Annotated in this window: 11 protein-coding genes and 1 riboswitch; all 11 genes read right to left on the reverse strand. The window is 48.9% G+C overall.

Annotation, left to right across the window (positions count from 1 at the left end; genetic code table 11):
• Nucleotides 1-3 precede the first annotated feature (3 nt).
• The 11 genes from LX98_RS14995 to LX98_RS15045 all read right to left on the reverse strand — a co-directional run bounded on the left by LX98_RS14995 (nt 4) and on the right by LX98_RS15045 (nt 10,764).
• On the reverse strand, nt 4-981 hold the full coding sequence (locus LX98_RS14995) for a type II secretion system F family protein (RefSeq protein ID WP_496429671.1): 978 nt from the start codon (nt 979-981) through the stop codon (nt 4-6).
• A 90-nt stretch (nt 982-1,071) separates the two neighbouring features.
• The gene (locus LX98_RS15000) at nt 1,072-2,397 is read right to left on the reverse strand and encodes an ATPase, T2SS/T4P/T4SS family (protein ID WP_496429672.1); all 1,326 of its coding nucleotides are present in this window, start codon (nt 2,395-2,397) and stop codon (nt 1,072-1,074) included.
• A gap of 36 nt (nt 2,398-2,433) precedes the next feature.
• Entirely contained in the window at nt 2,434-3,687 is a 1,254-nt protein-coding gene (locus LX98_RS15005) for an AAA family ATPase (protein WP_496429673.1), read from the reverse strand.
• Nucleotide 3,688: 1 nt separating this feature from the next.
• Nucleotides 3,689-4,117: a hypothetical protein gene (locus tag LX98_RS15010; protein ID WP_496429674.1), complete on the reverse strand. Its 429-nt coding sequence runs from the start codon at nt 4,115-4,117 to the stop codon at nt 3,689-3,691.
• 26 nt (nt 4,118-4,143) lie between these two features.
• Nucleotides 4,144-5,643: a secretin GspD/PilQ domain-containing protein gene (locus LX98_RS15015; protein ID WP_496429675.1), complete on the reverse strand. Its 1,500-nt coding sequence runs from the start codon at nt 5,641-5,643 to the stop codon at nt 4,144-4,146.
• 46 nt (nt 5,644-5,689) lie between these two features.
• The gene (cpaB, locus tag LX98_RS15020) at nt 5,690-6,532 is read right to left on the reverse strand and encodes a Flp pilus assembly protein CpaB (protein WP_496429676.1); all 843 of its coding nucleotides are present in this window, start codon (nt 6,530-6,532) and stop codon (nt 5,690-5,692) included.
• A 179-nt stretch (nt 6,533-6,711) separates the two neighbouring features.
• Nucleotides 6,712-7,239, reverse strand: a complete 528-nt coding sequence (locus LX98_RS15025) for a prepilin peptidase (protein WP_496429677.1) — start codon at nt 7,237-7,239, stop codon at nt 6,712-6,714.
• 1,113 nt (nt 7,240-8,352) lie between these two features.
• Nucleotides 8,353-9,462, reverse strand: coding sequence for a TadG family pilus assembly protein (locus LX98_RS15030; RefSeq protein WP_496429678.1), 1,110 nt, complete (start codon nt 9,460-9,462; stop codon nt 8,353-8,355).
• Between the two features lie 50 nt (nt 9,463-9,512).
• Complete coding sequence (locus LX98_RS15035; protein WP_496429679.1) at nt 9,513-9,938, reverse strand: TadE/TadG family type IV pilus assembly protein; 426 nt, start codon at nt 9,936-9,938, stop codon at nt 9,513-9,515.
• Between the two features lie 330 nt (nt 9,939-10,268).
• On the reverse strand, nt 10,269-10,472 hold the full coding sequence (locus LX98_RS15040) for a Flp family type IVb pilin (protein WP_496429680.1): 204 nt from the start codon (nt 10,470-10,472) through the stop codon (nt 10,269-10,271).
• A 121-nt stretch (nt 10,473-10,593) separates the two neighbouring features.
• The gene (locus LX98_RS15045) at nt 10,594-10,764 is read right to left on the reverse strand and encodes a Flp family type IVb pilin (RefSeq protein ID WP_496429681.1); all 171 of its coding nucleotides are present in this window, start codon (nt 10,762-10,764) and stop codon (nt 10,594-10,596) included.
• Nucleotides 10,765-10,859: 95 nt separating this feature from the next.
• Nucleotides 10,860-10,940: riboswitch (cyclic di-GMP riboswitch) on the reverse strand.
• Between the last annotated feature and the right edge of the window lie 534 nt (nt 10,941-11,474).

Below are 11,474 nucleotides of genomic sequence, written 5' to 3' on the forward strand. Positions count from 1 at the left end.
CCCCTAGACTTTAATATCACACATATTTTTCATCACATAGGCTCCCACCAGCATTAACAGACCTGAACCTAGAGCCATCATTTGACCAATCTCATCCTCAATCAAAATACGCATGTAGGCTTCATTCAAGAACCACAACAGAATGCTCATAACAATCGGCATGCAGAATAAAATTATCCCCGACATCCGGCCTTCGGCCGAAAGCGCTTTAACTCGACCAAGTAACTCAAATCGCTGCCGAATGAGTCGAGAAATCGCTTCAATGATTTCTGCTAAATTCCCCCCTGTTTCTCGTTGGACGACTAAGGCCGTGACAAAGAATTTCAAGTCGGTACTGATCACCCGACCATTTAAATTGTTCATCGCTTGAGGGACATCGATTCCAAACGAAATTTCCTCCACTGTCCGACTAAACTCAGGACCGATCGGATCCGGAAATTCATCCCCGATCATCTTCATACCCACGGAAAAGGCATGTCCCGCCCGAAGAGCCCGAGCCATCAAATCTAATGCTTCAGGCAATTGGCGCTCAAATTCTTTAAAACGTCGCTTCCGCTTCCGTTTCATCTGAAGCAAAGGAATACTCATTCCCATAAGACTTAGACCAAGGGCAGCAAACATTCCATAGTCTTGAAAGGTGGCGACCAGCAATCCTGCTCCTCCGAGCACTCCGGATAAGAGGAAAAACACGCCAACAGGCATTTGACTATTGGCTTGTTGGAGCAACTTTTCCAGTCCCCCCAAGTTGGTCATAGAACCCAACAAATTTTGGATCCACGGAATGTCACTCATTTTCCGATTTCGAAGAATTCCGGGTGCTTCTTGGGTTTTTTTAAGATCTCCCGGTTTTCCCGATCCACCACGCAAGCGCCGCTTGAGATTCTTATTGTGTGGATTCACATATTGGTGGTAGCAATAATAGGCTCCCTCCACAAACAAAATAATGGACAGAAATATTCCAATGCTAATGGCCACGGTCATGATACGCCCTCCCAACTGGATGACGAGTCAACAAGACGAACCACCACAGTAAAGGCCATCGTAAAAGTAAAACAATTTGAAAGACGGTTATTACACTTCATAAATTTTCTCGGGGTCGAAGATACTTGGGTCACAAGTAATTCCTAATGCTTTAAACCGTTCGACAAATTTCGGCCGCACTCCAGTTGCTCTAAATTGCCCATGCACCTTTCGCTCTTCATCAAGTCCTGTTTGTTGAAACAAGAATATTTCCTGAAGAGTAATGGTTTCGCCTTCCATACCCACAATTTCTGACAAACTGGTCATTTTTCGGGATCCATCCGATAAGCGAGTCATTTGGAGAATGACATCAATAGCTGAACTGATATAATGTCGGAGGGCCTTCGTTGCCAGATTCAACCCGGCCATAGCCACCAAAGTTTCCACCCGCGTCAGGCAGTCGCGTGGGGTATTGGCATGAATCGTGGTCAGAGACCCATCATGCCCGGTATTCATGGCTTGAAGCATGTCGAGACATTCCCCACTGCGCACCTCACCCATCACAATTCGATCGGGCCGCATGCGCAAACAATTTTTGACTAATTCCCGCTGACTCACTTCACCTCGTCCTTCCACGTTGGGAGGGCGGGTTTCGAGCCGGACCACATGCTCTTGCCGCAATTGCAACTCCGCTGAATCCTCAATCGTCACAATTCGTTCGTCGGAGGGAATAAATCCCGACAAAATATTCAGAATGGTCGTTTTTCCGCAGCCCGTTCCTCCCGAGATCAGAATATTCAGTCTAGCTTCGACAATTCCGCGAAGGAGCTCTGCAATCTCGGGAGTAAGGGAACGTTTGTTCACCAAATCCGAAATCTGCAACTTATCCTTGGAAAACTTTCGAATTGAAATGGAAGATCCATTCAGAGCCAATGGCGGAATAATGGCATTTACGCGAGACCCGTCCAACAACCGAGCATCTACCATTGGCGAGGATTCATCAATTCGTCGCCCTACGGCCGACACAATTTTTTCAATAATTTTTCGGAGATGGGCTTCATCACGAAACTTCACATCAGTCAATTCCAGTTTTCCGGCCCGCTCCACGTAAATTTGGTCGGCCCTGTTAACCAGAATATCGTTTACGGTTTGATCTTGCACCAAGGGTTCAAGTGGGCCTAAACCCATGACTTCGTGCTCAATGTCGGCAATCAGACTTTCCCGCTCTTTCATACTGAGAGGGATGGATTCCTTCTCCAACATTTCCTGGACGAGCTTAGTCAGCTCGACCTTAAGCAGATCGTTATCCAACTTCGCGACAACGGCCAGGTCAAGAGTATCAATCACCTGACGATGAAGTCGTTCTTTCAATGGACCCAGGTTTAAGGCCCCCAAGCCCGCTGACGCACCCACTTCATCCCATTTTGTCTCATACATAAACCGGCTTACCTCAACAATATGAAAAGAATATTATTATGCCCCTGAAGGGGATGATTGGACATTCCGACTTTTAAAGGGATTTAACCACCCGGCTAACGAGCCCTTGCTTGCGGCTTTTGCCGGCTGCCCGACAAACGAACTGGCCAGATCCCGGTAGGACTGAGCTACAGCCGACCGGGGGGCCACATCGATCAACGGCTTTCCGCTATTCACGGCTTGACTTGCGGAAGGATAATCATTAGGGAGCAGCCAGAAGGCTTTCTGTTTTAGAATTTCTTCAGTCTCTTTCAACACATCCTGTTCCGCCAATAAAAAACGATTCATCACTAACCGGATTTTTTCAGCAGGAAATCCGGATCCACGCAACAATTCTAAAATTCGCTTTGTTCGATGAACCACGGGGACCATTAATGTAGACGTCACCAAAATGAGCGTCGCAAGCTCCAATGCCTTTTTTGTCGTCAAATCCAACACATGTCCACAATCGAGAATGACATAGTCGAAACTGGATTGAAGCAGCCGTAGGGTCGCCTCTACACAATCCGGACTTAATCGACCGGTGCTGAGATCGTCATACCCCGAAGGGAGCACTTGAATGCCCAGTTCCGTTTTGGTAAGGACACGAATGAGAAAGGCTTGGTCTAGTCGGGACAAATCGGTCGCAATATCCCGGAAGCTATGGTTCGGTTGAAGATCGAGATACAAGGGAAGATCTCCCCCATGCTGATTGACATCCACCAGGGCCACCGACGGGTTGTTCGGCCCTTTTTTGATAGCGGCGGCCAAATTGACCGCGATACTGGTTGTTCCTACTCCACCTTTTCCCCCAAAAAAAGCAAGAACCTTTCCCGCCGCTCGTTGCCCGTCACCCTGACGAACCGGAGTCGCGGCTCGCTCCAAAAATCGCAGAATTGCATCGCTCACTTCTTGCTTTTGGAGCGGTTGAGCCAAAAACTCTTTGGCGCCGGCCCGCATGGCTTCCAATAAAATATTTGACTCCAATCGGGCAGCGGTAAGGAATATCTCCATCCCTTTATTCAATTTCATCATCTCTCGAATAAGGGAGAACGTGTCCTCAGGCTTCTCTTCTAGTTCCATAATCATGAGTGCAGGTACTCCGGGATCCTGACCGTCTTTGAGCCGCACACCGTCAATCTCTCGAATGAAGCCCTCAAGTGTCGCCTTACATTCTGTTGACCGAATGGAAAGCTCAATGACCGGCACATCGGATGAGGCACCTGAGGAATCTGCGCCTACACGTTTTGGCTTCCAAGTTTTATCCTTCATGTTAATATCCCTCCGAAGAGACCCCAATGGACGCATTGCCGCCTGATGAACCACCACTTGATGAACCACCGCCGGAGCCACCCTTCAGCTTGAATGGAGAATATGGCGGACTTTGAAACATCAATTGATACCGAGCCAGACTCTGTTGTAAAGCCTGCGAGTCGGCCTCTCCAGCAATGGGGCCTAGATTGTTGGCGGCTGCGGGATTCGCGATTTGATTCTCGAGTGCCTGTCGATAGGACAGGCCGTACTCTTCACTCAGATGAACGGGCTGAGGCGCCCACGGCAGGAGAACCTGGTCCCTTTTCCCCATCGCTTGAGGACGCCGCCCATTCTCCTCCGTCATGACCGGCCATACACCACAGCCCCCCATCCCCACCAGAATCAGGCCGATCAAACCGGCCATTGTCACAATTGATTGGCGTTGCATGCTCTGCTCCTTTTTCATCAAATTTCCTATGGGGCCAGATGGCCAAACATCCCTTCCATCCCACCTTTACGGTACGGCATTCTTCCTGCCACCCTCGGTGACTCAAGCGTGTAGGCCTCGCTCGGCCTGGCGACATTTGGTTCTGGAAACACCCCTTCCATATAGCCCATCAGCATCAGCTCAAAATCATTGGGTTCTAAATAATGATCCGTGGGCAAGGTCTGTTTCACCATGTCCAGAGGTTTCACCAAATGAGGGGTCACAATCACAATCAGTTCGGTCTCATTTTTTTGGAATGCGGTGCTCCGGAATAAGGCTCCCAAAATCGGAACATCACCGAGGACCGGGTATTTCGAAACCGTTTCCTTGATATTTTCCTGGAGAAGACCCGCAATGGCAAAACTTTGTCCATCACCTAATTCCACTACGGTCTTCACCCGTCGAGTGGTCAAAGCGGGAATCTGAAATCCTTGTATGACAATACCATTGGCAAAATCTAATTCTGACACCTCAGGGTTCACAATCACTGAGATACGACCCTCAGAAAGAACAGTAGGGGTAAATTTCAATCCAACACCGTACTCTTTAAATTTCACCGTCACCTGGCCAAGTTGTTGCGGAATTGGAATTGGATATTCTCCCCCAACCAGGAATTCGGCGGCTTGTCCACTCTCGGCAATCAACGTCGGTTCGGCCAAGGTTTTCGAGAGAGAATGTTCCTTCAGCAGGTCTAAGAAGAGGGTCCATAAATCATCACCAATCCCGAATCCTAAAATGAGGTTCGAGGCCAGGGTTCTCACACTCGGAAACTCCAGTGTTGTAGTTTGTGAGGATTGGGCATGTGCAAATGGGTCGAAGGCATCAACCGTGGACAAATCATTAATGAGTCCAATGGAAAAATCACGGTGATTTTTTTGAGCCCGTTTGAAATTGACTCCGAGACGCTTCATCAGCCCGCGCTGCATTTCCGCGACTTTGACTTCCATCATCACCTGTTGCACCCCACCTACCTGAATCAGATTAATAATTTTATTCGGGGCATAGGGCTCGGCCAGGGTGAGGGCTTTGGCCAAGGACTCCATATTGGTGACATTGCCGGCCAGAGTAATATGTTCATGACTGTTCATCACTTGAATGCCGGGCTCATGAGGCAACATCGTATAAAGCTGCTCCTTCAAGCGAGTCACATCGGGAGAAACTTGGACTTGAAAAACATTTGCCACCTGACCATCTTGCCCCCATAGGGTCAAGGTCGTGGTCCCGACTTCAATCCCGGTCAGATAAATTTGCTTACTGGAGAGCACAATTTGATCCGCCACTTTAGGATTGGCGACCGACGCACGTTTAAACGCCGTCTCCCGTTCAACAATTTTTGATTCCCCGACCGTGAGTCGTAGGTTTTGAGGCTCATTGACGTGGATCGCCTGAGTGGTGAGACCTTCCCCCAAGGCTCCCGTGTAGCCCACAAGGACCAGGCCTAGAGCCAACACCATGCTCCTGAATGGAAAACCGTGAGTCTGATTCATATCCTTACCTTTCCTAACGATCATCGCGTCACTCTCGACGACCCTCTTAAAATTTCATCGTTTTTCGCGCTGTCCCCTGGATCACCTCAACTTGCTCTTTCGGCTTTCCCCCTCTAGGCGGCGGCGGAATGAGTTGGTGGGAACGCATCAAATCCTTAAAGTCGGCACCTTTGGTTTTCTTCACCTCAGGATTCAGTGGACTCCGTAAGGCCAATCGTAACTTCCCACCATTTTCGGCCATGGCCAACCTTTCGGCTTCCTCCAAGGACACCTCCAGCGTAATGACTTTTACGGGAGTGGGCTTTTCCTCCCCAGCCGATCGTTCCATTTGCGTATCGATGGCCAACACGAGTGTGTTCTCCAGGACGACCTTGGTTACTTCCTCTTTCGCACCGCCATTACCTTTCTTTTTAGCTCTGGGATCCTCAAAGGTCGCCATCACATCGACGCGATCACCTGGCTGCACAAAACCCGGAAGCCCGACCACTTCATTCACTTTTACGGCCATCGCCCGTTTATTGGGATCCATGACCGCGGATACTCCGCCCGTTTTCACATCAATAGGAGCCAATTTCGATTCTAATATGGGCTCATTTTTTTTCAGATTCGTCAGCACTACTCGACCATTTAAGGAAGCCGTATCCTTAAAGTGTCCCACGGGGACGCCTTCTTCAGGGTACATCATCACTCGAACGGCTTTTTCACCAAGTGGGGTCCCCCAGGGGATATCGGCACTGGCCACTGCGACACTCACACCCTCCATCACCACTTCGGGGGCATCGACTTCGATCATCCGTTGTCCCTGTAGCCACCGATACACCATGACGGTGGTCACCAGGGCAATAATCATCGCAATTCCTAAAAATACGAGTGGCCGTTTTTGTCCCATGAGACTTCCTCCCCCTTCTTCACCAAATCCAGAACAAAATTTTTATTCATGTTTATCAATCCTGAGGTTTCAATTTGTCTACCTCTGCATATCGGATGGCAAATGCCATTCTTAATAGACAACGAAAAGAATCTTCGCTGATTGCTCATTTTCGACTCGTAGACCTACACAAACACGAGTTACAACACATCATAATAGAACAACGTTTTGGCGATCACGGTTCCCAGTCCTAAAACGAGGGCATACCGTAACTTAGGTTCGTTGGGAAATGGTGCATCAGAAACCGGCATCGTCCTGGTCACCTTAAGGGTTGACAGAAGGAGAAACATCCGATCCCAGGCATGGCGCATGCCACCCTGATTGGACAATAGAGCCAGGCTATACAGCCCACCCAACATGGCTGCAAATGCAAAGGCAAAGACCACCTGTCCCGGACCCAGGATTGTTCCAATGGCTCCAAGCAATTTCACATCTCCGGCGCCCATCCCCCCTTTTAAATAAAAAAATATCAAGCAGACCAACCCCATGATCAGACCTCCGAGACCGAATAGGAAGCCGTCCCAACCATACTCCAGACTATTCACTCCAATTCCAAAGACTGCCAGCGACCCCGTCAGCCAATTGGGAATCCGCCCTTCCCGAACATCAATGACCGCTGCCACCACTAAACCTATCGCTAATCCAAATAATGGAAGAAAGGTCTCCATAATCAATGAACCCTAATTTAGGTTTCTATCAGGTCATCTACTGTAACGAGAAGAGTGACTCATGGACGGGATATGTCGCTTTTCATTCATGTTAGAAGCATTGAAGAACCACGATTACACAAACAGTTCCTGTTTCGGTCAGTTTCCCGACTTTCTGAAGGTTTGTGCCCGAAAGGTATCCATAAACCCTAGGAGAGTTGAATTTCATTTATTAAAACTTTGATTTCACGTTTCAGACATTGAACGAACACGTAAGGTCTCAGTGATGCTCTCACACCCGGACCTATATACCTCATTGCCTGTCCGCCCTTTTCCCGACAGTTTCTGAAACATGGAACTCAGTCATTTTCTTTTGTGTTGAACGGAGGGAAAGGATGTTGAACAACCACGTCGTGAATTTTTGACACGTTTTCTTTTGTGTGTGAAATAACAAAGTCCTTCCCTAGTCATACTCGACTTTGATCCTTTAGAATCCATCTTGTTTTCCTCCATAAACTTTCCTTCTCGTCATTCTCACGGTCACTCAACGGGAAGCACTCTCCCTTACGTCAGACGGGCGCCTTTCTTGCATCGCTCAACCCTCTCCATTCCCTTCGCCGGTGATTACCGAGGATCCATCAGAAGTGGGGTAAAATAGGCTCCGATTACAAATGTCGTGGCTGATGGGAGCAGATGAATTCCCGATTAACGATGTCGGGAAATAACGACACAGAATGTTGAGTATTAAGCGAGGGGTCAGGAATTGAATTGGAAAGAGTCACACTCTGAGTTCTTTCTCACCACTTTCAGTTTTTTCCCGGGCAATAATGCGGCAAAAGAGATTCATCGACTCTGCGAGTAGGAATGCCCACATAAGCGAGAATGATGGGAAGGATAGAGACTTTGACGTTGTAATTTTCTCGTGACCAACAAGTGAACGACAATGAGTTTTCCGCCAGATGATTTTTCAGGAAGGATGCGCATGTGGCATACATGCGGAGACTCACGGTTTGACTCTTGAAAAGCATGGAGAAGGGTACCCAAAAAACCTCGGTCGGCCGGCCTTGCCTTCTCCGGTCACGGGGACACAAGTACCTGAGAGCCCCTCTCAGGCTCCCCTCTATTCACCGATCATCACAACACTAATCTTGGATATACCGATAAGGGCTGAAGCGCCCCAGCCCCCCCACCAGCCTGGTTGGGATTTGGCGTTCCATCAAAGAAACCATCACATTTCACTTCCGCTTGAATATCCTTTTTCTTGACGTTTGTCACCACCGCTTTAGCATACCCCACGATGGTGATAGAACCACTGGGATTACTACAAGACCCTCCATCTTGATATACGGGTAGATTGATATCCCATTCATACCGTCCATTATCACTATTCCATTGTTTCTTCGCATCCCAGAGATCGATCAGATTGGGAAAAGCGGAGGCCACTTCTCCGCCGGTAAAGGAAAATTGAGTCTGCCCCGGTATAATCCCTGGACTTTGATAACTTCCATCATTTAACCCATCAATAGTATTACGGAGTGTATTCGCATTGGCCGGGTTCTGATCAAAAACGTGCCATCCCGCACAGCCATTCGGCCCAGTCGGAGAAAATTGGATACCCCCATCGCAGTTAGCAACTCCGTTGAACCAGTTAGTGGAAATTGCAAACGGCACATCGGCCACTCCCGGTGGGACAGGTCCTCCTGAAGTTCCCAATGCGGCAATCGAACTGGTCGAAATATTCATGGTACTCACACCCAGCATACCTGCAAAAAATGTCGGCATCGCACCATTTGCCGCACCATCACGTCGGACAGTCGCGCGAATGGCATTCGGCCGGTTCACCGTCGGGTTGAACGTCTGCGCATTGAAATCCCATATGCCAAACTCAACATCTCCCTGCGAAAGAGACAAGTTACTGACATCTGAAGCACTGTTGGCGAATGCCGCAGCTGTCGCCTGAGCAGTTACTTGTGATTGTTCATTGCCAGTGAGTGCCCGCCCCATGTCCTGCTGCTCAGCGATGGGCAAGGTAAGATAAGTCACACCCAATTGTCTCGCAGCGGCCAGCGCGGCGGCATCCGAGGCATTGTGCAATTCATTTTGTGTGAGTAAGGCATGCCCGACATCAATCGTCACACCTGCCATGATGCCCATTGTGACCGCCATAAATGCCCCGTTAATAGCCGCAATGCCCCGTTGATTCAAGAGCGGTGAGACAATGGACCATCGTTGTTTTTTCCACATATTTGTTTCTCCGTCACATTGAAGATTTGAACAAGACATTCCACCTCGCCTTATTCCATCATCATGGTTACAGAGGCTTGTAGGTTAGGAGTCGAAATCGCAGGAATGAGTTTATCGATGACAAAATAATTCCAGGGGATGGTAGACACCACATTTAACGGCTGTCCCTGTGGGCTTCCGACCCCATTTACCACCACCGAGAGCCCTGATGGATCCACCCCTCCCGCATCAAGAGAAGCCGTGATGGCTGCTTCAATTTCTGCCTGGCCATTGCCCGAAGCAAATAATGTCCCCTGGCGCGCTCCCACACGGGTGGCATTCACCAAAACTTCCTTAAACCACAACATGCGCCCAAAATCGATCGCTCCAAATGCAAGTGACGCAAGAATCGGTAGAATGAGGGCAAACTCCACCGCCGTCGAGCCGCGCTCGGATTGTCTTAAACTGGGAAACCGTTGACTTGGACGTGTTTTCATAAAAACCGTGCCTCTCCCAGGCTAAATGGTTTTGAGGTAGCGACCAGACCGTGTCTCCCAATTACACTAACAGGCAGTTCAAAAGCGATCAGATCCCGCACCAGCCATTGTTAAGGGATCTACAAAGAGTTGAACAACTTAAATGTTGGGAAAACGCAGTCCCCAAGAGCACTGCTGACTGTCTCTCACAGGCAGCGTAGTATTTTTTAATAAGTTAGCCCCCAGCGAGGACGACAAGGTGTATAGGTAGGTCAATGAGGAGTGGGAGTGAGAAACTTTCCGATGGAAATCCCATCAACCTCGCTCACGGGAGGCATGACAAGTATCAATTTAGCTCCCCAACGCTCCGTTGATGATCCCCATGGCGTCCACATACATCGTATTGACCGCGTTTCCCAAGGCAGCCTGAGCCGTTAACACCGTGGCGCCAATAAGTGCGGCCATGAGGCCGTATTCAATAGCTGTCGCGCCCTCCTCATCCTGAAGAAAATGCTTTAACCAGTGATGATAGGGATTCAGGAGTATTGTCTGCATGATGCTGGCCTCCTCTATCATTTTATCTGAACTTCACTCATCACATTCCGCCGAAGCGCCGCCCCGACACGCTGTATCGGGAACGGCACTTCAACATACCTTTGCGGAAAGAAGCTTTTCCTTAGCTGGACGCTACATCACTAGAAATCTGGTTGAACGTATTGCTAAGCGTGGTCCCTACAGCCGTCACGGCCGTGACAATCACTGCGGCAATCAAAGCAGCCAACAAGCCGTACTCAATAGCAGTGGCTCCCTCTTCATCATTCACGAAACGCATTGCTTGGTTAACCATAGCGCATCTCCTTAACGGGCGAAGGTAAATACTTTCGTTACGCCAGACTGCCCGGAAAATTCTGACGCAAACGTTGCCCCTTGGCTCTCCGTGCCTTCGGCAACCCGGCTATCAGGGACCAACCCTGACCCGTGGTTTTGCGCCCACGCCTTTCGACGTGTTCGCCCTTATCGGGAAGGGGCACCCGACCGAACCCATGTTTCATGGTCATGATTAAATGTTCGTAGACCCAAGAAATTTTTCCATTTCGTTTTCTGTGGCTCTTCGTTTTCATGCTTCATTATCGACCTCCACAGGAAAAACTTGCCGAAGATTTTTGAAGAATATCTTTCAAATTGGTTCACAATAGGATGGGTTAACGGACTTTATTGATCAAGGAGGATAGTTTTTATAATACCTTCAAAATTCCCGGAGAGGCATTGCCAAAAAGCTGCGTCTTGCAGCGAACAACATTCAATGAACCTGCAATTCTCCTTTCCACCATCAGGAAGCGCTTGGCGTCTTACCAACTAGCGTTTCTTCAACTAGCAGACAGAATCGGTTTAAGGGTCCCAGAATAAAGACGAGTGTCATGATCTCTCTAGAGAATCCGCGAAAACCCTCAAGCGGAGAAAGCAAAGTCGCAAGGCCTGGGAATTTTAAGGTTCTTCCTGTTCAAACCGAACAACATGGGAAGTCGCATCTTTACTGAATGGCTTCAGAAGGTGACC

Source organism: Nitrospira marina (assembly GCF_059568365.1).